The organism is Streptomyces sennicomposti, from assembly GCF_019890635.1.
Taxonomy (GTDB): Bacteria; Actinomycetota; Actinomycetes; order Streptomycetales; family Streptomycetaceae; genus Streptomyces; species Streptomyces sennicomposti.
This window is the reverse complement of sequence record NZ_JAIOAB010000007.1, coordinates 143,455-163,505: the sequence shown is the minus strand read 5'-3', so window position 1 is coordinate 163,505 and position 20,051 is coordinate 143,455. Positions and strand designations below refer to the sequence as shown.

Sequence of the window (20,051 nt, the reverse complement as noted above, 5' to 3'; positions counted from 1 at the left end):
GCCGCACGACGGCGCCCCTCACGGCAGCGGAGGCGACGCGTCGTCCGGCCCGCGCCCCCTCCCCGCGGTACGGGTCAGGGCGAGGACGGCCATGTCGTCCTGGTTCCGGCCCCCCGTCCAGCGCGCCACGTCACGCACCAGGGCGTCCACGAGCCGCCGGGGGTTCGGGTACACGCCGGGATCGAGACGGTCGCTCGGGTCGTAGAACGCTCCCTGCCCGTCGCGCGCCTCGGTCACCCCGTCGGTGACCAGCAGCAGCGAGGCGCCGGGGCTCAGCGGGAAGACGTCCGTGCTCGCCCCGCCGTCCGCCCCCGCTCCGGGCCACAGCCGCATCCCCAGCGGCAGCTCGTGGGTGCTCGGCTCCAGCGGCGAGACGGCCCGCCCGTCGACCAGGTACGGCGGCGGATGCCCGCGGTTGCACACCTGCGCCGTACGCCCGTCCGGGGGAATCTGGAGCAGTACGGCGGTGGTGAAGTCCTCGGACTCCCCGCCCGCGCCGCCCCGGGCGAGGACGTCGTCCAGCCGGTCCGCCAGCTCGCCGAGGGTGGGCACGTGGTCGGCCTCCACCCGGAACGCCCCGATCAGCACCGAGACCGTCGACACGGCCCCCAGCCCCTTGCCCCGCACGTCCCCGATGATCGCCCGCACCCCGAACGGGGTCGACTGTACCGCGTACAGATCGCCCCCGATCCGCGCCTCGGTCTCCGCGGCCACGTACCGGGCGGCCACCGCCACCGGCCCCGCGCGGCGCGGCGGGTCCGGGAGCACCGCCCGCTGCGCGATCTCGGCCACGTCGCGCACCTGCGCCAGCCGGCGCCCCTGGAGGGCCAGGATGCGGTTGACCCCGAGCGCCAGGAGGCCGGTGGTCAGCACATCGGCCAGGTCCACGACCAGCGCCGTCGTGGGACGCTCCAGATGCAGGTCCAGCAGGACCGAGATCACGCACGCCGCCACCGCGAAGGACAGGCTGGCGCGGAAGGACATCAGCGCGCCGGCGACCAGCGGGGCCGCGGTGAGCAGGGGCAGCCCCATGTACGGCTGGGACCCGAACAGATCGGCCACCACCCCGCCGACCAGGAGCAGCGCGGCGACCAGTCCGGGAAGGAGGCGGAAGCGCGGGCGCACGTCGCCTCGCGGCGCCCCTCCCGGGCCGACCGGTCCCCGTCGCCACCGCATCAGAAGCGGAACCGGCGGCCACGGCGCACGGTGGTACGCCGGAACCGGCGGCCACGGAACACGCAGCACCTCTGGTGCCGGCGGCCACGGCGCACGGTGCCTCCGCGGGAGGCGGGAGCGGTCGAGGCGGGACCGGTCGAGGCGGGAGGGGTCGAGGCGGGCGGGGCCGGAGCGGGGTGTGCCCGGGCCGGACCGCTCGTCGCCGCGCGCACCGCCGGCGCGCACGCCGGGACGCCGCACGGCAGCGGCGCGTGGACCCGGGCCGGCCGCCGGTACGACGGCCGCGCCGAACGCTCCGCAGTCATACCGACACCGTAGGACCTCGCCGACCTCCCGGCACGTCGTGACGGGCCGCCCGGCGAGCAGAGCCCGGGCGGGTAGAGCCCGGGCGGGCAGGGCCTACGGCTTGCGGGCGAGGCCGGCGGCGATCAGACGCTCCCAGACGGTGAGTTCCCGTTCCCCGTCGCCGATCCGCGGGCTGTCCACCACCTCGGGCCGCCACAGGGACGCGGGGACGATCCCGGGCTCCAGGATCTCCAGGCCGTCCAGCAGCGCCTCGATCTCCGCGTCGGTGCGCCACCGCCCCCGGCCGAAGGTCTGCTGGAGGACCCGCTCCGCCTCCTCCGTCTCCGGGTTGTTGCCGGACCGGAAGTGGCTGACGAAGAAGTGGCTGCCCGAGGGCACGCGCTCGCGCCAGTAGCGGACGATCGCGGCGGGGTCCTCCTCGTCGTTGACGTGGTGGAGGATCGCGCTGAAGACGACGGCGACGGGCTGCTCGAAGTCGATCAGCTCCAGGGTGTCCGGGTGGGTGAACACGCCCTCCGGGTCGCGGACGTCGACCGGGACGACCCGGGTCCGCTCGTTCTCCTCCAGCAACGCCCGCCCGTGCACCAGCACCTGGGGATCGATGTCGACGTACACCACCCGGGACTCCGGGTCGTGCCGCTGGGCGACCTGGTGGACGTTGTCGGCGGTCGGCAGACCGCTGCCCAGGTCGATGAACTGCCGTATCCCGGTGGTCGTCACGATCTCCCCGATCGCCCGGGTCAGAGCCGAGCGGTTGGCGAAGGCGATCGCCACGGAACCGGGGAGGTCGCGCTTGAACACATCGCCGATCTCCCGGTCCACGGCGTAGTTGTCCTTGCCGCCGAGCAGATAGTCGTAAACGCGGGCGATACTCGGCTTGTTGGGGTTGATGGAGGAACCGTGATCCGTCATGGGGCCCATCCTCCCCACCCCGCGGCCCGCTGACCACACCTTTGGACTTGTTGGTACGTCAGCGGTCCGTCATGTCCTGAGCTGCGGCTTCGGTGCCGGTCGGACGGGTTCCAAAGGGCCGCCGGAGCCGCTGAGTTGGGGCGGCGGTGCCGTCGAGCGGGCGGGTTCACGTGGCGGTGCCGTCGAGCGGGTTCAGACGGTGATGCCGTCGAGCAGCAGGGCGAGGCCGCCCAGGAACTCCCGGTCGGCGTCCACGGTGCGGGCGTCCCGGGCGGTGGCGGCCATCAGCGGGAACTCGGCGGCGGGCAGGGCGGCGAGGGCGGTCGTCCCGGGACCGGACAGGGGGCCCAGGTGCTCCAGCTGGATCGCCCCGATGACGTAGCCGAGCAGGGCGCGCAGGACGACGACCCGCCGCTCGCCCTCGACGCCGGCCTCGGTGAGAACCGCGAGCACGGTCTCCGACCAGCGCAGCACCCCGAGGGAGTGGTGCCGGTGGGTGACGGTGAGGGGGACGACCTCCGGATGGGCGCCCACGGTGGCGCGCAGCCGCCCCGCCAGGACCGTGACCCGCTCGCGCCAGGGCGCGCCCGGCTCCGGCGGCTCGGTGTCCACGGCGCCCAGCACGCGTTCCACGACCAGCCGTTCGAGCTCGTCGCGGTCCGCCACGTACCGGTAGAGCCCCATGGTGCTCATGCCCAGCTCCTTGGCGACGGCGCGCATCGAGAGCCCGGCGAGGCCGTCGCGGTCGATGACGGCGAGCGCGGCCGAGGCGAGCTGTTCGGGGGTGAGGGAACGCGGGCGTGGCATGACGGTTGACAGCGTACGGCATACGCCTACGCTAGTAGGCGTACGGCATACGCCTACGAAGGGATGCCCATGAGCACCTCCCGCGGTCGGCTGGAACCCGGCTCCACCGTCGAGACCCGCTCGCTCACCAGCGTCTTGGGCGAACGGGTCGCCGTGCCCGACCCCGAGCGGCTGGTCCACCTCCAGTTCCGCCGTTTCGCCGGGTGCCCGGTGTGCAATCTGCATCTGCGCTCGGTGGTACGGCGGCACGGGGAGATCGAGGCCGCCGGGGTGCGGGAGGTGGTGGTCTTCCACTCGCCCGCCGAGGAGCTGGCGCCGCACACCGCGGACCTCCCGTTCGCGGTCGTCGCCGATCCGGCCAAGCGGCTGTACGCGGAATTCGGCGTGGAGCGGTCGCCCCGCGCCCTGCTCAGCCCGCGGGTGTGGGGGCCGATCGCGTGGGCGGTCCTCAGCGGCGCGTGGCAGGTGGCGCGCGGGCGCGAGCGCCTGCCCTCCCGCAGCCCGCACGGCGGCCGGCTCGGCCTGCCCGCCGACTTCCTCGTCGCCCCCGACGGCCGCGTCCTGGCCGTCCGGTACGGCGAACACGCCTACGACCAGTGGCCGGTGGACGAACTGCTGGACCTGGCGGCGCGGTCGGCCGCCCGTACGGACGCGCAGACGGCCGCCCGTACGGCCGCCCGTACGGACGCGCGGGCGGCCGACCGGGTGGCCGCCCGGGCGGCCGACGGGGAACGCTAGCCGCCGACGGGGAACGCCACCGGCCGACGGCGAACGTGGGCCGTCGGCGAACGCCGGCCGCCGAGAGCGACCCGCCAGTGAGAACGAGCGCTCGAAGCGAACGCCGCCCCCGCCTCCGCCGCTCAGCGCTGGTTCTGGACGTCGCCCAGCGTCGAGGCGGTGACCGGGTCGCCGTGCGGGAAGTCGCCCGGCGGGATGCCCGGGTGGTGCCCGTCCGGCGGTGGGGCGGGCGCGCCGTCGGCGCCGAGCGTCAGCCGGGAGACGATGCGGTACCGGTCGCCGCGGTAGAGCGAGTGGACGTACTCCACCGGGCGCCCGCCCATGTCGGTGGTCAGCCGCTCGAACAGCAGGGCCGGGGACAGCTCCGGCACATCCAGCAGCTCCGCCTCGGCGCGGGTCACCACGGTGGGCTCGATCGCCTGGGTGGCTTCGCTCACGTGAATGCCGTGCCGGGTGCCCAAGTGCTCGTACAGATCGCCCTGTTCGAGTTCGCGGGCAGTGAGGCCGGGCACCAGGTCGGCCGGGATGTGCAGATGCTCGATGGCCATGGGGGCGGCGTCCACCAGCCGCAGCCGGGCGACGTAGACGATCTGCGCGGCGGGGGAGAGGCGCAGCCTGCGGCCCACCCGCGCGCCCGCCGGCACGGTGGTGAACTCCAGCAGCCGGCTCGCCCAGGTGCCCGCGGCCCGCGGCACGCTCAGCGAGTGGCTGCCCTGCACCAGCTCCTGGGTGATCTTCTCCGGGGCGACGAAGACCCCGCGGCCGTGTTCGCGCACGAGAACCCCGGCGGTGACCAGTTCGTCCACGGCGGCCCGCAACGTCGGCCGGGACACGCCGAGTTGCGCGCACAGCGTCCGCTCGGAGGGGATCGCGTCCCCCGGCCGGCGCTCCTCGGCCATCTCCAGCACGGCGTCGCGCACCCGCTCCCGTTTGAGGACGCCGCCCGGTCCGGCCGTGCCCGGCTCCCTGTCACCCATCCGCGTCGTCCCCTCTCGGTCCGTACAGGCCCGCACAGGTGACCAGTTGCCACCTTTGCGTGACCAACACCGTACTGGTCAGGACCAGTTCGTGTCTTCCGGTCGGGGGAGTGCGGAGCGCCACTTCCTCCTCGCGGCCGGAAATCCTTTGTGCGGTGGGGGGTTGACGGACTCATTGGTCCATGCCAGTTTCGTCCACCACCAGCAGGTCACCTGTCCACTCGCCAACTGGTCAGGTCACCGGTCGGTCCTGCCTGCTCCGCGCCCTGCCTGCTCCGCGCTCGTCTCGCTCCGCGCCCCTTCTGCTCCGCGCCCTTCCTGAGCTTCCCCGAGGTGACCCGTGAAGTTCCGCATGCTCACCGGTGCGTCCGTCCTCACCGCCGCCCTGATCCTGAGCGGCTGTTCCAGCGGCTCCGGCGACGCGGCCGACGGCGGGGGCGGCGGCTCGTCCGAGCTGACCGTCTGGCTGATGCGGGACAGCGTCTCCGCCGCCTTCCAGAAGGAGTTCACCGCCGCCTTCGCCGCCGCCCACCCCGACATCCACCTCAAGATCCAGATCCAGGAGTGGGACGGCATCGGCCAGAAGGTCACCGCCGCCCTCGCCAGCAACGACGCGCCCGACGTCATCGAGGTCGGCAACACCCAGGTGGCCCAGTACGCGCAGAGCGGCGGCCTGCTCGACCTCAGCGACAAGAAGGCCGACCTCGGCGGCGGGGCCTGGCTCAGGGGGCTGGCCGAACCCGGCGCCTGGGAGGGCAAGCAGTACGGCATCCCGTACTACGCCGCCAACCGCGTCGTGATCTACCGCAAGGACCTCTTCCAGCGGGCCGGCATCGACCCGGCCGCACTCAGGACCCGGGACCAGTGGATCGCCGCGACCCGGAAACTGAACAAGGGCGACCAGCAGGGCATCTACCTCACCGGCCAGACCTGGTACGCGCTGGCCGGGTTCGTCTGGGACGAGGGCGGCGACCTCGCCGTCGAGCAGAACGGCAAGTGGAAGGGCGCCCTCGACACGCCCGAGGCGCTGGCCGGGATGGAGTTCTACAAGGAACTCCAGGCGCTGGGCAAGGGACCGAAGGACGCCGACGAGGCCAACCCGCCCCAGGCCGAGGTGATGGCCAAGGGCAAGGTGGCGCAGATCATCGCCGTCCCCGGCGGCGCCAACGTCGTCACCGAGCAGAACCCCGCCCTCAAGGGCAAGCTCGGCTTCTTCCCCATCCCCGGCAAGACCGCCGACAAACCCGGCGCGGTCTTCACCGGCGGCTCCGACCTGGTGATCCCGGCCGCCTCCGGGCACCAGGACGCCGCCTACACCTTCGTCAAGGAACTCACCGGCGACACCTGGCAGAAGAAACTCGCCCTCGCCATGAGTTACGTGCCGAACAAGACCTCCCTCACCTCCGCGGTGGCCTCCGACCCCGGCGCCGCCGCCATGGCCGTCGGCGCGGCGCAGGGCCACGCCACGCCGAACACCCCCGGCTGGGCCGCCGTGGAGGCGGAGAACCCGATCAAGGACTACATGACGGCCGTCCTCACCGGCGGCGACCTGAAGCGGGAGGCGGCGAAGACCTCCGAGGCGATCACCCGGGCGATGAACAGCGCGTCCTGAGCCGGCGACGCCGGTCCACCGCCCCGCCCCGCAGGCCCGCAACGCCCCGGCGGGCCGCCCCGCCCCGCAGGCCGGCCCCGCCCCGGAGACCCGTCCCGCAGGCCCGCCCCCGTAGACCCGTCCCGCAGGCCCGTCCCGTAGGAATGGAGGAGCCGTGTCGGCCATCCGAGAACGCGCCGTCCCCCGCCCCGCCGGCCGCCGGCCCGGCCGCACCTCCCCGTCGTCGGCCACCGGCCGCGCCTCCGGCGACCGCGGCGGCCCCTGGCCCTACCTGCTGGTGGCGCCCGCCGTCCTCGGCATGCTCTATCTGCTGGTCTACCCGCTGGCCCGTGCCGTCCTGATCTCCTGCCAGGACTTCCGGCTGCGCCAACTCATCGCCGGGGACGCGAGGTTCGTCGGATTCGCCAACTACCGCACGCTCCTGACCGATCCACGGTTCTGGACGGTGGTGCGCCGCACGTTCGTCTTCATGGCGGTCAACGTCGTCCTCATCATGGTGATCGCCCTGCTGGTGGCGCTGATGACCCAGCGGCTCGGCCGGATCTGGCGCACCGCCGTCCTCAGCTCCCTCGTCCTGGCCTGGGCGATGCCGGTGGTCGCGGCCACCACCGTCTTCCAGTGGCTGTTCCACTCCGAGTTCGGCGTCGTCAACTGGGCGCTGACGTCCCTCGGGTTCGACTCCTTCGAGCGCTACCCGTGGTTCGCCCACGGCACCGCCGCCTTCGCGATCCTCGTGCTGCTGGTGGTGTGGCAGTCGGTGCCGTTCGCCGCCATCACCCTCTACTCCGCGCTCACCACGGTCCCCGCCGAACTCCACGAGTCCGCCCGCATCGACGGCGCCGGCGCCCTGCGCATCCTCGGCTCGGTCACCTTCCCGATGATCCGGCCGATCGTGATGCTCGTGCTGTGCCTTGAAGTGATCTGGACGTTCAAGGCGTTCACCCAGATCTGGCTGATGACCCAGGGCGGCCCCGGCGACGCCACCACCATCCTGCCGGTCTACGCCGTGCAGACCGCGCTCGCCGGCCAGCGTTACGACCTCGGCTCGGCGGCCTCGATGGTCACCGTGGTCCTGATGTCGGGCGTGCTGGTCCTCTACTTCCGCCAGATGTTCCGACAGGAGGACGAGCTGTGAGCGTCACCGCCTTGAACCGCACGGCAGGGCGACCGAGTTCGGTACGCCGGCTGCGCCGCCTCCCGCTGCACGCGGGCGCCGCCCTCACCGTGCTGGTCTGCCTGTTCCCCGTCTACTGGATGGCCGCCACCGCCTTCAAACCCTCCCGCGACATCCAGTCCGCCACCCCGCAGTTCGTGCCGCACACCTGGACCCTGGAACACTTCCGCACCGCCGTGCACACGGCCGGCTTCGCCCGCTTCTGGTGCAACAGCCTGCTGGTCACCGGCGGCGCGGTCCTGCTCTCCCTCGTCGTCGCCCTCGGCGCGGCGTTCGCCGTGGCCCGGATGCGGTGGCGGGGGCGGCGGCAGTTCGTCCTCGCCGTCTTCGTCGCCCAGATGGCGCCCTGGGAGTCGCTGATCATCCCGATCTACATCATCGCCCGCGACACCGACATGCTCGACCGGCTCCTCACCCTCACCCTGGTCTACTTCATGGTCACGCTGCCGTTCACCACCATCGTGCTGCGCGGCTTCATCGCCACCATCCCGCCGGAACTGGAGGAGGCGGCGCGGGTGGACGGCTGCACCCGGTTCGGGGCGTTCCGGCGGATCGCCCTGCCGCTGCTCGCACCCGGCCTGATGGCCACCTCGCTGTTCGGCTTCATCACCGCCTGGAACGAGTTCGCCTACGCCAACTTCCTCATCATCAAGAGCCAGGACAACCGGACCCTGCCGGTGTGGCTCTCCTCCTTCAAGAACACCTTCGGCACCGACTGGGGCGCCACCATGGCCGCCTCCACCCTCTTCGCGCTGCCCGCCCTGGCCGTCTTCCTGCTCCTCCAGCGCCACGTCACCTCGGGCCTCGCCGCCGGCGCCGTCAAGGGGTGACCGCCCGCACCACCCCCGAAGACGCCCAGCCGGACCCCGCGCCCGGGGACCCGAGAAACACCCCCGCGCCCGGGGACCCGAGAAACACCCCCACGCACCGCACCCGCCCGCGCCCCCACCCGGAAGGCCGCCGCCCGTGCCCTCACCCCGCCGTGAACAGACCCTCCTGCCCCGGCCCACCCGGTTCGCGCCCCGCTCCGGACACTTCACGCTCGACGCCGCCACCACCGTACGCGCCGCCCCCGAGGCCGAAGGCGCCGCCGACCTGCTGCGCACCCTCCTCACCCCGGCCACCGGCCTGCCCCTGGCCCCCTCGACGGCCGGCGCCGTCACCCTCGCCGTGGACCCGGGACTCCTCGGCCTCGGGCAGGAGGGCTACGGGCTCACCGTCTCGCCGCACTCCGTCCTGCTGCGCGCCGCCACCCCCACCGGACTGCTCCGCGGCGTCCAGACCCTGCGCCAGTTGCTGCCGCCCGAGGCGCTCGCCGAGCGGCCCGCCGCCGCCCGCCCCGAGCGCTGGGAACTGCCGTGCACCGAGATCACCGACGTGCCCCGCCACGACTGGCGCGGCCTGATGATCGACGTCGTCCGCCACTTCCACGACGCCGCCACCCTGCGCCGCCAGATCGACCTGCTCGCCCTGCACAAGCTCAACGTCCTGCACCTCCACCTCACCGACGACCAGGGCTGGCGGATGCCCGTCGCCGCCTACCCCCGGCTCACCACGGTCGGCGCGCACCGGGCCGAGTCGATGGTCGGCCCCGACGGCTCCACCCGCTTCGACGGCCGCCCCCACGGCGGCGCGTACACCCGCGCCGAACTCACCGGGCTCGTGGAGTACGCGGCCCGGCGCGGGGTGAGCGTCGTACCGGAGATCGGGATGCCCGGCCATGTCCGCGCCGCCCTCGCCGCCTACCCCCACCTCGGCAACCGGCCGGACCGCACCCTCGACGTGTGGACGCGCTGGGGCGTCTGCGACACCGTCCTCGGCGTCCACGACGAGGTCCTCGATTTCTGCCGCGCCGTCCTCGCCGAGGTGATGGAGGTCTTCCCGGCCCCGTACGTCCATCTCGGCGGGGACGAGTGCCCCACCACCGAGTGGGAGCGCAGCCCCGTCGCCCGCGCCCGGGCCGCCGCGGAAGGGCTGCCCGCCCCCGCCGCCCTGCACGGCTGGCTCCTCGGCAAGGCCGGCGCCTACCTCGCCGACCACGGCCGGCGCCCGGTCGGCTGGGCCGAGAACGGCAGCCGGCTGCCGCCCGGGTTCACGGTGATGAGCTGGCGCGAACCCGCCCACGCCGCCGAAGCGTTGCGCCGCGGCCACGACGTCGTCCTCACCCACCACCGCACCACGTATCTCGACTACGCGCAGGACCACGACCGGTGCGGGCCGACCGCGCAGCCCGGCCCCGTCGTCGATCTGCGCGCCGTGCACGGCGGCGACCCCGAACCGCACACCCGCGGCGCGGACGGCGCACGGGTCCTCGGCACCCAGGCGCAGATCTGGACCGAGTTCGCCCCCACCGCCGCCGACCTCGACCGCCTCGCCTACCCCCGGCTGTGCGCCCTGGCCGACCGGGCCTGGACCGGACCCACCACCTGGCCGGACTTCTCCGGCCGGCTCACCGCGCACACCCCCCGGCTGGACGCCCTCGGCGTCCGCCGCCACCCCACACCCAGCGCGCCGCGGACCGATGCGGCGCCGGCCGGTACAGCGCCCTCCGCATGACCCCCACCCGATCCCAGCACGGAGAGGACCGCACCGTGACCAGCGAGACGAGCAACGCGAACCGACCGGCGGGACACCGCCGCCGACTGCGCACCGCCGCCGCGGCGGCCGTCGTCACCGCCCTCGGCGCCACCGCCCTGGCCGCCCTCCCCGGCAGCGCCAGCGCCGCCGGCACCCTGGCGGTGCAGTACCGCACCAGCGCCACCGGCGCCACCGCCGACCAGAGCGAGCCCTGGTTCAAGGTGCGCAACACCGGCAGCGGTTCCCTGCCGCTGAGCGAGGTCAAGCTCCGCTACTACTTCAAGTCCGACTCGGCCGCGGCCACTTACCGCTTCGCCTGCTCCTGGGCGGTCAAGGGCTGCGCCAACATCACCGGCACCTTCGGCGCCCTCGCCAACCCCACGGCCACCGCCGACCGTTACCTGGAGATCGGCTTCACCTCCGGGGCGGGCTCCCTCGCCCCGGGCGCCGACACCGGGGACCTGCAGTTGCGCTTCTACCAGGCGAACTGGCAGACCCTGAGGCAGAGCGACGACTACTCCTTCAGCGCGAACCAGACCGCCTACGGCGACTGGAGCAAGGTCACCGCGACCCGCGCCGGCGCCCTGGTGTGGGGCGCCGCCCCCGACGGCAACACCCCCACCGACCCGCCGACCACCCCGCCCCCCACCTCCCCGCCGCCCGGCGGCTCCGGCACCCTCTGGGACGATTTCAGCTACAGCTCGTACACCGACCCGAAGGTCTCCGCCAACGGCTGGTCGGTCCGCTCCAACTCCGGTGGCCCCGGCGTCCCCGGCGCCACCTGGGACCCGTCCAACGTCACCTTCAGCAGCAGCGCGGGCAACACCGTGATGACGCTGGAGACCTCCACGAACGGCACGGCCTCGGGCACCGAGCAGACCGAAGTGCTCACCAAGGCCACCAAGTTCAAGAACGGCACCTACGCGGCCCGGGTGAAGTTCGACGACGCGCCCGTCTCCGGTCCCGACGGCGACCACCTGGTGCAGACGTTCTTCACCATCAACGACCTCAAGGCGCCGATGGCCGACGACTACTCGGAGTACGACTTCGAGTACCTGCCCAACGGCGGCTGGGGCGAGCCCTCGAACATCCTCTACACGACCTCCTGGGAGACCTACAACCCCGACCCGTGGCAGGCGGTCAACCAGCACACCGAGGGCCGCCAGAGCTACGACGGCTGGCACGACCTGCTGCTGACCATCGACGACAGCACCATCAAGTACTACGTCGACGGGCAGCTGTTCGGCACCCACGATGCCGCGTACCTGCCCGAGCGGCCGATGTCGGTCAACTTCAACCAGTGGCTGATCGACCTGAACGGCCAGACGTCCACCACGCCCCGCGCCTACCAGGAACAGGTCGACTACTTCCTGCACGTCAAGGACCAGGTGCTCACCCCGGCGCAGGTCAGCGCCAAGATCGCGGCGTACCGCTCGTCCGGCACCGCTTTCGAGGACACGGTGCCGTCGAGCTGAGCGCCGACGCCCGGATCACCGGGGCCGGTCGGCATCCGGCCCGGTGACCCGGGCGCGGCGGCCGGAGCGCAGGCCGCGGCCGCCACCGGGGGCCGCGGCCGTACCTCGGCGTCGTGGGCGTCGCTCGCGGTCGTGATCGTCGCCCGCGGTCGTGTCCGTGGCCCGGGGCCGTGGTCGTGGCTCGGGGGCGTGGCGGTCACTCGCGGTCGTGGCCGTCACTCCGGGTCGTGGCCGGCGCGCAGGCCGGCCACGGCGCAGACCAGCAGCGCGGCGACCAGCGCGGCCAGCGGCGCGGTCCAGGCGCCGGTGGCGGTGTGCAGGGCGGCGGCGAGGACGGGGCCGGTGGCGGCGAGCAGGAAGCCGCAGGTCTGCGCCATGGTGGACAGGGCGGCCACATGGTCGTGGTCGGTCCCCCGGTGGGCGTAGAGCACCCCGGGCAGGGCCTGTCCCGCGCCGAGCCCGACGCCGAGGACGGCGACCCACGCGAGCGCCGTGCCCGCCGGGGCGAGCAGCAGCCCGGTGAGGCCGGCGGCGCAGACCAGGGCGGCGCCCAGGATGTGCGGGCGCTGGTCGGCGCGGCGGGCGGCGAGCACGGGAGCGGCGAAGCCGCCGACCGCGACGCCGCAGATCAGCAGGGCCTGCCCGGTGCCGGCGGCGGCCCGGCCCAGACCGGCGGTCTGGACGAGGACCGACGGCAACCAGGCGAGCGTGGTGTAGAAGGCCAGGGTCTGGACGCCGAAGAAGGCGGTCAGGCTCCAGGCGAGCGCGGTGCGCGCCACATGCGGACGCCCGGACCGCCCGGACCGCCCGGCGCCGGGCGCCGCGACGGGCCGCCGGTGCCGGTGGCGCACCTGCGGGGCCGTCCCGGCGGCGAGCACGGCGGGGATCACGGCCAGTCCGACGGCCGGCCGCCAGCTTCCCGCGGCCTGCGCCACGGGGACGACCAGGGCGGCGACCAGCGCCGATCCGGCGCCCATCGCCAGCGCGTAGACGCCCATCATCGTGCCGGTCCGCTCGCGCGGGAACCGTCCCCGCACCAGGACCGGGATCAGCACGTTGACGACGGCGGTGGCCGCGCTGACCACGACCGTCCCCGCGAACAGGCCGGGCAGCCCGGCCATGCGCAGCACCGCCCCCGCCACCAGGACCAGGCTCGCCCACCACAGCCCGCGCTCCTCGCCGAGCCGCCGCCGCACCACGGCCGCGAGCGGAGCGAAGGCGCCCATGCACAGCGGCGGCAGCAGCCCGAGCAGGGAGACCGTGGCGGGGCTGAAGCCCGCGACCGGCGCGAGCGGCCCGATCTGCCCGAAGGCGACCCGCGTGTTCAGGCTCAGCAGCACGAACCCCACGACGAGCAGCGCGCCCCCGACGGCGGTGTGCGGCGCGGCGCCGGTGCGGGGGACGGCGGCGGGAGCGGTGGGCGGCGGGGACGCGGGCATGGCGGACCTCCGGTGCGGGCGCGGTGGGTAGGCTTGGCCCCACCGTGCACGCTCAAGTCCACTTGAGCGCAAGACCGAGCCCGACGGAGGACCGATGGCCGAGCGGCTGTACTCGATCAGCGAGGTCGCCCGCGCCTTCGGGGTCTCGGTGCCGACGCTGCGCTACTACGAGGAGTGCGGGCTGATCCGGCCCACCGCGCGGCGCGGCCGGGTGCGCCAGTACGACCGCGCGGCCCTGGAACGGCTCGCCTACGCGCAGCTGTGGCACGACGACGGCATGATGACGCTCGCCGACACCGCCGCCGTGCTGACCAGCGAGGACGCCGCCGAGCGCCATGGCCTGATCGAGGCCGAGCACGCCGCGATGCGGGAGCGCATCGACCGGCTCACCCGGGCCGCCGACGTGCTGCGGCACATGCTGGACTGCCCGTCGGACCACCCGCTGAGCTGCCCCGTCACCGGGGCTCACGTCCGGGCCCGCGTCGACGCCGCCCTCAGCGGCGAGGGCCCCGCGCCGGCCCTGCCGAGCGCCCCGGCGGAACCGTCCCTGCCGGACGCCTGAGCGCGCCCTGCGCCTCACCAAGGGATGGTCGCCCTGCGCCTCCCCAGGGGACGGTCCCTGCGCCTCACCGGGGGACGGGCAACCTGTGCCTACCAGGGGACGGTCGCCCCGTGGCGGTCCAGGAAGCGCAGGTCGCCGGACCCGCCCTTGTGCGCCGCCTCCAGGACGTCGGCGACGGCCGGGATGCTCTCCTCGGGGACCAGGGGTGCGTCGGGTCCGCCGAGCCTGGTCCGGTTGTGGCCGGGGTCGATGAGCAGCTTGGTGTGCCCGTCGCCGGCATGGCGGGTGGCGTAACTGCGCATCAGCTGGTTCAGCGCGGCCTTGCTCGCCTTGTACAGCTCGTAGCCGCCCTCGGTGTTGAGCGAGATGCTGCCCTGCTCGGAGGACATGACCGCGACGGTTCCGCCGGGCGCGACGAGGTCGTGGAGGGCTTCGAGGACGCGCAGCGGACTGAGCGCGTTGGTGATCATCACCTCGGTGAACATGGCCGTCGGGACCTCGTGGATCGGCAGGTCGCCCCGGTCGATGGCGGCGTTCACGAAAATCAGATCGAGCTGACGGCCCTTCAGTCGCTCACGCAGAGCGACGAGTTGTGCGAAGCTGGTCATCTCCAGGGTTTCGACGGTCAGATGTCCGTTCGAGGCGTCGGCGCGCGCCTGCAGCTCGCCGCCCGGCCGGCGCGTGGTGGCGACGACCTGCCAGCCGCGCCCGGCGAGTTCGCCGGCGAGGACGAGCCCTAACCCGCGGGAGGCCCCGATGAGGAGGGCGTGACGGCCGGAGAGGGGGGTCGGGTGGTCGGGCATGACGGACATGTTCACTCCTCGGTGGTCGAGACCTCAGACTAGACGCGGCGTTGCGTCTAGACAACAGGTGGAGCAGACCGCCCGGTAGGGTGTGCCGCATGTCCGCAGCCAGCCCCCAGCCCCGCAGGCCGCGCTCCGGCAACAGGCGCGACGAGGCCGCGCGTCTCGCCGTGCTGCACGCGGCGGACGACCTGCTCGCCGAGCACGGCTTCGGCGCGCTGACCGTCGAGGCGATCGCCCGCCGGGCCGGTGTCGCCAAGCAGACGATCTACCGCTGGTGGCCCTCGAAGGTCGAGATCCTGCTCGACACGCTCATCGAGGACAGCGGCAAACGCCTGCCCGTGCCGACGGGGCAGCCCACCGCCGAGACCATCCGCGGCTACCTCCGCGACTTCGCGCGCTTCCTCACGGACGACCCCGCCGGGAAGGTGCTGCTCGCCCTGCTCGCCGAGGCGCAGCACGATCCCGGCACGGCCGAGCGCTTCCACGAGCGCTATCTCGGTCCGCGCCGCGCCCAGGAACGCGACATGCTCAGGCGAGCGATCACCGCCGGCGAGATCGCACTCGATCTCGACCCCGACACCACGCTCGACGCGATCACCGGCCCGCTCGTCTACCGCGCCCTGACCGGTGCGCCCGTCTCACCCGCCCTGGTGGACGCCCTCGCGGACAACCTGCTGGACGCGCCGAGGAGTTGACCGCCGCTCGCGCTCCCCGGGATCGGCGTCGCACGCCCGGGCGGGACGTCGGCGTCCGCCGCCCGAGCGGCGGCCGGATGCGGAGGGCCGGTTGCGGAGGGCCGGAGGTGGAAGGCCGGGTGCGGAGGGCCGGTTGCGGAGGGCCGGAGGTGGAAGGCCGGGTGCGGAGGGCCGGTTGCGGAAGGCCGGAGGTGGAAGACCGGGTGCGGAAGGCGTAGGTGGAAGGCCGGGTGCGGAAAACCGGGTGCGGGTGAGCCGCCCGGCTTGGGAGCATGCCGGGATGGTTCACCGTCTCGACCCCCTGGTCATCCGGCACACCCACCGCGTCCCCGTACCCGACGGACCGGCAGGGGAAGGCGCCGTCGCGGCACGGCAGTTCGACGCCGCGCTGATGTCCGTGGGCTTCAAGCTCTCGGGGGAGCTGCTGGAGCATCTGTCGGGACTGGCCCGGGACACGGTCGTCGGCATCGCCGCACGCACCCTGCGCACCGTCCGTGAGCTGGTCGGCGACCACGTCCGGCACAACGTCTACTTCATCGACTTCCCGGCCGGCGTGCCGGACACCTTCGACTTCTGGATGCGGTGCGTCACCGAGGCGCTGGCCGACGACACCACGCGCGCGAACACACTCCGGCAGCTGAGCACCGGCGTGGTGGACCTGCTCACCCTCCCGGCCTACGGCGCCTACCAGCACACGTACGCGCGGATGCTCGCCCACCACGACGAACTGATCGCCGCGGCGGGCGACCGGCTGACGGTCCTGCACCGGGGCGGCTCCTCCGAGGACGAACTGACCTCGCTCTACCTGGCGTTGGCGGGCAGCCCCACGCCCCTGGGCGAGGAGGGGCTGGCCGATCTGCGGGAGCTGGCCGGGCACTGCGCCGACGGGCCGCAGCCCGCGGAGATCCCGGTGCGCGAGAACCGGGCCGTGCTCAACCTGGCCCGTGTCATGGCCGGTTCGGGACCGTTGCTGGACACCGTCACCGATGTGCTGCGACTGGCCTGCGCGTTCGCGGGCGGCGATGTGACGCTGCGGGCGCCGACGCGACTGCGGGCGCTGCCTCGCCCGGTGCGCCGTACGCTGCTCGCGGGCCTGGACGCGGTCGTCGCCGCGGCGCCCGCCAAGCTCGCCGACGTCCACGCGCACCGCGAGATGTGGAAGCGGCTCGGCGAGCGGCTGCACCCGCACGAGTACCCGCGGTGGCCGCACGCGGCCGACGTGTTCGCCGTCGCCCGCGGCGAGAAGGCCGCCCGCTCCCTGGACGGCCGGGTGGAGGAACTGCTCGCCGCGGGCGACCTCACCGGCGCGGTCGCCCTGCTGAAGTCCGCGCCCGGCAAGCTGTTCCGCTCCCTGGACCGGCTGCTGCGCGCCGCCCGCACACAGGAGGAGCGCGAGGCGGTCGTGGCCGCCGCCGAGCAGACCGTGCCCGACGTGTCCGGCCGGGTCGTGCTCTCGGTGCGCGAACACCTGCACAACCGGGCGCGGGAGACCGGGGAACGACGGGTGTTCGTCAACCGGCTCGGCCGCGCGTGGGTCACCGACGACACCCGCCCGCCGGTTCCCGCACCCGCACGCGACCGGCTGATCGGCGCCCTGGACGCGGAGCTGCGCCGCCGGCTGCCCGCCACGGACCACCTGCTGATCGACCCGGACGTCCTGGACGTGGCGCTGCCGCTCAGCGGAAAGGCGACCGCGGCCGGGCTCGGCGTGCTGCCGCGCGGCTCGGTGTCCCCGGTCGACGGCGAACTGCTGCGGTTCTTCGTCCACTGGAAGCAGACCGAACGCACCACCGACTACGACCTGTCGGCGCTGCTGCTGGACGCCGACTACGCCACCGACTCCTGGCTGTCCTACACCAACCTCCGCGAGGTGGAGGGCGAGCACTCCGGTGACATCACGGACGCGCCCGACGGGGCCTCGGAGTTCATCGACCTGCGGCTGGGCGCCGTACGCAGCGCCTGCATCGTCCCGCAGGTCGACATCTACGCCGGGGAGGGCTTCGAGGAGACCGAGGAGTCGTTCTTCGGGTTCATGCTGCGCGAGGCCGGGCAGCGGGGACGGCCGTTCGAGCCGCGCACCGTGCGCATGAAGTCGGAGCTGCGCGGCCCCGGCCGGGTGGCGCTCCCGCTGGCGTTCCTGCGCGGGTCCGACGGCCGCTGGCGCGCCAAGTGGCTGCACCTGTACCTGAAGGGCGCCCCGGCGGCCAACCGGGTCGAGGACAACCGGGTGACGGTCGCCACGCTGCTGCGCGGCATCGTGGAGCGCGAGCAGCTCACCGTCCGCCATCTGACCGAGCTGATGACCGGCGGCGCGACGATCGTCACCGTGTGGGACGGCCGGACGCTCCCGGCGGGCCCCGTCACCTACATCGGCCTGGAGCGGCCCGACGGGCTGCACCCGGCCTCGCGGATCATCACCCCCGAAAATCTGCGCGACCTGATCCCCGCCTGAGTGCTAGCGTGACCGTGGCGAGGCCATGAAGGGGCTTCCTTCTCCATCTTTCTCTGATTCCAGCCCCTTCGCTCTCCTCGCCGACGACTCGAGGCCTCCGGCCGCCCCGCCGCACGCGGGACGGCCGGAGGTTTTTCGTGTCGTACGCGGGGTCCGTGTCGTACGCGGGGTCCGTGCCGTGCGCGGGGCTCGTACCGCCGGACCTGTGGCGTACGCCGGGGGCGGTCCGGGGGTGCGCCGATCGGGTGGCAGTGCCGGAGCGGGCGGCGCCTACCGGGTATGCCGATAGGGGTGCCGCTGTCGGTGGGGCAGACGGCCGCGAAGGAACGAGAGCCTATGCGCGTCATCCCCGGAACCGGCCGGCGTCGCAGCCCCGTCCCGCCGTTGCGGGGCCGGGTCGCGGTCGTGACCGGCGCCGCGCGCGGCGTCGGCGAGGCCCTCGCCCGGCGGCTGTCCGAGGCCGGGATGCTCGTCGCGCTGGTCGGGCGCGAGGAGGAGACCCTGTGCCGCGCGGCCGAGTCCCTGCCCGGCCCGACCGTCTGCGTCGAGGCCGACGTCACCGACCCCGCCGCACTCGCACACGCCGCCCGCCGCATCGCCGCCGAGCTGGGACAGGCGAGCGTGGTCGTCGCCAACGCCGGCATCGCCGCCGCCGGCCCCTTCGCGCACACCCCGGCGGACCTGTGGCAGCGGGTCGTCGACGTCAACCTCACCGGCTCCGCCAACACCGCCCGCGCCTTCCTGCCCCAACTCGCCCGCACTCGGGGCTACTTCCTCCAGATCGCCTCGACCGCCGCGTTCGGCTCCGCCCCGATGATGAGCGCCTACTGCGCCTCCAAGGCCGGCGTCGAGTCCTTCGCCCAGGCCCTGCGGGGCGAGGTCGAACCCGACGGGATCGCCGTCGGCATCGCCTATCTGCACTGGACCGACACCGACATGGTCACCGGCATCGACGACCACCCCGTCCTGCGGGCCCTCAGGCACAACCAGCCCCGCTTCACCCGCGCCGTGCACAGCACCGCGCAGGTCGCCGACTGGCTGACCGCCGGGATCACCCACCGGGCCCACCAGATCTACGCACCCCCCTGGCTGCGCTGGTGCCAGCCCCTGCGCCCCGCCTTCCCGCCCCTCGTCACCCGTCTCGCCCGGCGGGAACTGCGCCGCCAGTCCTCGACGCGTCTGGTCGCCGACACCGGAGTCCTCGGCGCCGGCGGCCGCGCCGACCTCGACGCCCACCGGTCCGAGCAGCGCCCCTCTCCGCCCCGGCGCCCATAGCCGTACGAGACTCGTACGAGAGCCGTACGAGACCCGTGCGAACCGGCCGGCGCGGGCCGACGGGAGCGCGAGAGCCGACGGGCTGTCCTGTCTCCGCGCGGTGCTGCAGAAAATCGATGTCCCCCCGCCGGCCGCCTCGTTAGGGTCTCGGACCGATGATGCACGAGAACGAGATTCCGACCGACGCCGCGCTGGTGCGGCAGCTCATCACGCACCAATTCCCGCAGTGGGCGGACCTGCCCATCAGCTCGGTGGACTCCGCGGGCACCGAGAACGCGATCTACCGGCTGGGCGACGAACTCGCCGTCCGGTTGCCCCGGATGGAGGGCGCCGTCGGGCAAGTGGAGTTCGAGCAGGACTGGTTGCCACGGCTGGCCCCTGCCCTGCCCACTGCCGTGCCGGAACCGATCGCGGTGGGGCGACCGGGACACGGGTACCCCTTCCCGTGGGCGATCAGCCGCTGGATCGACGGCTCGCATCCCGCCACCAATCCGGACGATGCTTCCGACGGCCACCAACTCGCCAGGGATCTCGGTGAGTTCGTCACAGCGCTACGCAAGGCCGAGACCGCTGGAGCCCGCCCGGGCTACCGGAGCGTGCCGCTGCGCACCCGTGACGCCTCCGTACGGAAGTGGACCGCCGAGGCGGCGGACGACATCGACGCCCCCGCTCTCCTGTCCGCCTGGGAACAGGCCCTCGACCAGCCGGAGTGGGACGGACCGCCGAGGTGGACACACGGCGATCTCATCCCCGGCAACATCCTCGTCGACGACGGACGGCTCCGTGCGGTGATCGACTTCGGCACCGCGGGCGTGGGCGACCCCGCCTGCGATGCCATGGCCGCCTGGACGCTGCTCAGTGCGCGGACGCGGGAAACCTACCGCGTGGCAGGAGAATTCGACGACGCTGCCTGGGCACGCGGTCGAGGCTGGGCACTCACCTTCGTCAGCGGGATCGATTACTACCGCCACACCAACCCCGCCATGGCCGAGCTGGGGCGCCGCGCCGTCTCCGAGGTGCTCGCAGAACCGGCCGGCTGAACCGGTCGCTCCCGCCCCGGTGCGCGGG

Annotated in this window: 17 protein-coding genes; 11 read left to right on the top strand and 6 right to left on the bottom strand. The window is 73.7% G+C overall.

Annotated elements, in window-relative coordinates; genetic code table 11:
• Window positions 1-18: 18 nt before the first annotated feature.
• From K7787_RS06940 to K7787_RS06930, 3 genes are all read right to left on the bottom strand, one after another.
• A complete protein-coding gene (locus K7787_RS06940; RefSeq protein ID WP_223000825.1) occupies window positions 19-1,125 on the bottom strand; it encodes a PP2C family protein-serine/threonine phosphatase in 1,107 nt (368 codons plus the stop codon).
• 450 nt (window positions 1,126-1,575) lie between these two features.
• Complete coding sequence (locus K7787_RS06935; protein ID WP_223000824.1) at window positions 1,576-2,394, bottom strand: SAM-dependent methyltransferase; 819 nt, start codon at window positions 2,392-2,394, stop codon at window positions 1,576-1,578.
• 192 nt (window positions 2,395-2,586) lie between these two features.
• Complete coding sequence (locus K7787_RS06930) at window positions 2,587-3,201, bottom strand: TetR/AcrR family transcriptional regulator (RefSeq protein WP_223000823.1); 615 nt, start codon at window positions 3,199-3,201, stop codon at window positions 2,587-2,589.
• A 69-nt stretch (window positions 3,202-3,270) separates the two neighbouring features.
• Between K7787_RS06930 and K7787_RS06925 the strand changes: the two genes are divergently transcribed.
• On the top strand, window positions 3,271-3,939 hold the full coding sequence (locus tag K7787_RS06925) for a peroxiredoxin-like family protein (RefSeq protein WP_372456614.1): 669 nt from the start codon (window positions 3,271-3,273) through the stop codon (window positions 3,937-3,939).
• A gap of 122 nt (window positions 3,940-4,061) precedes the next feature.
• Here the strand turns inward: K7787_RS06925 and K7787_RS06920 are convergent, their stop codons facing one another.
• Complete coding sequence (locus K7787_RS06920) at window positions 4,062-4,916, bottom strand: GntR family transcriptional regulator (protein ID WP_009192695.1); 855 nt, start codon at window positions 4,914-4,916, stop codon at window positions 4,062-4,064.
• Between the two features lie 340 nt (window positions 4,917-5,256).
• On the opposite strand from K7787_RS06920, the gene K7787_RS06915 reads away from it, so the two are divergent.
• From K7787_RS06915 to K7787_RS06895, 5 genes are all read left to right on the top strand, one after another.
• Window positions 5,257-6,528 (top strand): extracellular solute-binding protein, encoded by a 1,272-nt coding sequence (locus K7787_RS06915; protein WP_223000821.1) that lies wholly within the window; start codon window positions 5,257-5,259, stop codon window positions 6,526-6,528.
• Between the two features lie 154 nt (window positions 6,529-6,682).
• Window positions 6,683-7,663 (top strand): carbohydrate ABC transporter permease, encoded by a 981-nt coding sequence (locus K7787_RS06910; RefSeq protein WP_223000820.1) that lies wholly within the window; start codon window positions 6,683-6,685, stop codon window positions 7,661-7,663.
• The gene (locus K7787_RS06905; protein WP_223000819.1) at window positions 7,660-8,532 is read left to right on the top strand and encodes a carbohydrate ABC transporter permease; all 873 of its coding nucleotides are present in this window, start codon (window positions 7,660-7,662) and stop codon (window positions 8,530-8,532) included. The genes K7787_RS06910 and K7787_RS06905 overlap by 4 nt, the downstream gene beginning before the upstream one ends.
• Window positions 8,533-8,668: 136 nt before the next feature.
• Complete coding sequence (locus K7787_RS06900; protein WP_223000818.1) at window positions 8,669-10,258, top strand: beta-N-acetylhexosaminidase; 1,590 nt, start codon at window positions 8,669-8,671, stop codon at window positions 10,256-10,258.
• On the top strand, window positions 10,255-11,754 hold the full coding sequence (locus K7787_RS06895) for a cellulose binding domain-containing protein (protein ID WP_247720614.1): 1,500 nt from the start codon (window positions 10,255-10,257) through the stop codon (window positions 11,752-11,754). The genes K7787_RS06900 and K7787_RS06895 overlap by 4 nt, the downstream gene beginning before the upstream one ends.
• Before the next feature lie 215 nt (window positions 11,755-11,969).
• On the opposite strand, the gene K7787_RS06890 is transcribed toward K7787_RS06895, so the two are convergent.
• Window positions 11,970-13,193, bottom strand: a complete 1,224-nt coding sequence (locus K7787_RS06890) for an MFS transporter (RefSeq protein WP_223000816.1) — start codon at window positions 13,191-13,193, stop codon at window positions 11,970-11,972.
• A 94-nt stretch (window positions 13,194-13,287) separates the two neighbouring features.
• On the opposite strand from K7787_RS06890, the gene K7787_RS06885 reads away from it, so the two are divergent.
• A complete protein-coding gene (locus K7787_RS06885) occupies window positions 13,288-13,755 on the top strand; it encodes a MerR family transcriptional regulator (protein ID WP_169437274.1) in 468 nt (155 codons plus the stop codon).
• Between the two features lie 89 nt (window positions 13,756-13,844).
• Here the strand turns inward: K7787_RS06885 and K7787_RS06880 are convergent, their stop codons facing one another.
• Complete coding sequence (locus K7787_RS06880; protein WP_223000815.1) at window positions 13,845-14,567, bottom strand: SDR family NAD(P)-dependent oxidoreductase; 723 nt, start codon at window positions 14,565-14,567, stop codon at window positions 13,845-13,847.
• Between the two features lie 89 nt (window positions 14,568-14,656).
• Here K7787_RS06880 and K7787_RS06875 point away from each other — a divergent pair, with 89 nt between their 5' ends.
• The 4 genes from K7787_RS06875 (at window position 14,657) to K7787_RS06860 (ending at window position 20,023) form a co-directional block, all read left to right on the top strand.
• Window positions 14,657-15,256 (top strand): TetR/AcrR family transcriptional regulator, encoded by a 600-nt coding sequence (locus K7787_RS06875; RefSeq protein WP_223000814.1) that lies wholly within the window; start codon window positions 14,657-14,659, stop codon window positions 15,254-15,256.
• 280 nt (window positions 15,257-15,536) lie between these two features.
• Window positions 15,537-17,708 carry a TerD family protein gene (locus K7787_RS06870; RefSeq protein ID WP_223000813.1) on the top strand — a complete coding sequence of 724 codons (2,172 nt, stop codon included), beginning with the start codon at window positions 15,537-15,539 and terminating at the stop codon, window positions 17,706-17,708.
• 336 nt (window positions 17,709-18,044) lie between these two features.
• Window positions 18,045-18,983 carry an SDR family oxidoreductase gene (locus tag K7787_RS06865; protein WP_164388095.1) on the top strand — a complete coding sequence of 313 codons (939 nt, stop codon included), beginning with the start codon at window positions 18,045-18,047 and terminating at the stop codon, window positions 18,981-18,983.
• 155 nt (window positions 18,984-19,138) lie between these two features.
• Window positions 19,139-20,023: an aminoglycoside phosphotransferase family protein gene (locus tag K7787_RS06860; protein ID WP_223000812.1), complete on the top strand. Its 885-nt coding sequence runs from the start codon at window positions 19,139-19,141 to the stop codon at window positions 20,021-20,023.
• The last annotated feature ends 28 nt before the right edge of the window (window positions 20,024-20,051 follow it).

Coding starts and splice junctions, on each gene's coding strand:
- K7787_RS06935 (WP_223000824.1), bottom strand. CDS start 2,394: ATGACGGATCACGGTTCCTCCATCAACCCCAACAAGCCGAGTATCGCC.
- K7787_RS06930 (WP_223000823.1), bottom strand. CDS start 3,201: ATGCCACGCCCGCGTTCCCTCACCCCCGAACAGCTCGCCTCGGCCGCG.
- K7787_RS06925 (WP_372456614.1), top strand. CDS start 3,271: ATGAGCACCTCCCGCGGTCGGCTGGAACCCGGCTCCACCGTCGAGACC.
- K7787_RS06920 (WP_009192695.1), bottom strand. CDS start 4,916: ATGGGTGACAGGGAGCCGGGCACGGCCGGACCGGGCGGCGTCCTCAAA.
- K7787_RS06895 (WP_247720614.1), top strand. CDS start 10,255: ATGACCCCCACCCGATCCCAGCACGGAGAGGACCGCACCGTGACCAGC.
- K7787_RS06890 (WP_223000816.1), bottom strand. CDS start 13,193: ATGCCCGCGTCCCCGCCGCCCACCGCTCCCGCCGCCGTCCCCCGCACC.
- K7787_RS06885 (WP_169437274.1), top strand. CDS start 13,288: ATGGCCGAGCGGCTGTACTCGATCAGCGAGGTCGCCCGCGCCTTCGGG.
- K7787_RS06880 (WP_223000815.1), bottom strand. CDS start 14,567: ATGTCCGTCATGCCCGACCACCCGACCCCCCTCTCCGGCCGTCACGCC.
- K7787_RS06875 (WP_223000814.1), top strand. CDS start 14,657: ATGTCCGCAGCCAGCCCCCAGCCCCGCAGGCCGCGCTCCGGCAACAGG.
- K7787_RS06870 (WP_223000813.1), top strand. CDS start 15,537: ATGGTTCACCGTCTCGACCCCCTGGTCATCCGGCACACCCACCGCGTC.
- K7787_RS06865 (WP_164388095.1), top strand. CDS start 18,045: ATGCGCGTCATCCCCGGAACCGGCCGGCGTCGCAGCCCCGTCCCGCCG.
- K7787_RS06860 (WP_223000812.1), top strand. CDS start 19,139: ATGATGCACGAGAACGAGATTCCGACCGACGCCGCGCTGGTGCGGCAG.